General features: G+C 43.9%; 1 protein-coding gene. It reads right to left on the reverse strand.

The window, feature by feature from the left end:
- Nucleotides 1-540 (reverse strand): MucBP domain-containing protein (locus HMPREF0849_RS10010; RefSeq protein WP_000330625.1); only part of this gene is annotated, 540 nt, incomplete at both ends.

Raw genomic sequence — 540 nt, forward strand, 5'->3', positions numbered from 1 at the left:
TAAACGTGTTCTGTGTCACCGTTTGGAAGTTTCTTAGTCTCTACGAAGCGGTAACCTGGAATATCCTTCTTAGGTTGTTCACCGTCTTCGGTTGGATAACCTGGAATGTCATTGCCTTCCTTATCCTTATGACTGGTCTTCACTTTTTCGTAGACATGTTCTGTGTCGCCGTTTGGAAGTTTCTTAGTCTCTACGAAGCGGTAGCCTGGAATATCTTTCTTCGGTTGTTCACCATCTTCGGTTGGATAACCTGGAATGTCATTCCCTTCCTTATCCTTATGACTAGTCTTAACCTTCTCATAAACGTGTTCTGTGTCGCCATTTGGAAGTTTCTTGGTCTCTACGAAGCGGTAACCTGGAATATCCTTCTTCGGTTGTTCACCGTCTTCGCTTGGATAACCTGGAATGTCATTGCCTTCCTTATCCTTATGACTGGTCTTAACCTTCTCGTAAACGTGTTCTGTGTCACCGTTTGGAAGTTTCTTAGTCTCTACGAAACGGTAACCTGGAATATCCTTCTTAGGTTGTTCACCGTCTTCG

Origin of the sequence: Streptococcus sp. C300, assembly GCF_000187645.1 — a bacterium.
In the GTDB taxonomy this organism is placed as follows: Bacteria; Bacillota; Bacilli; order Lactobacillales; family Streptococcaceae; genus Streptococcus; species Streptococcus oralis_CQ.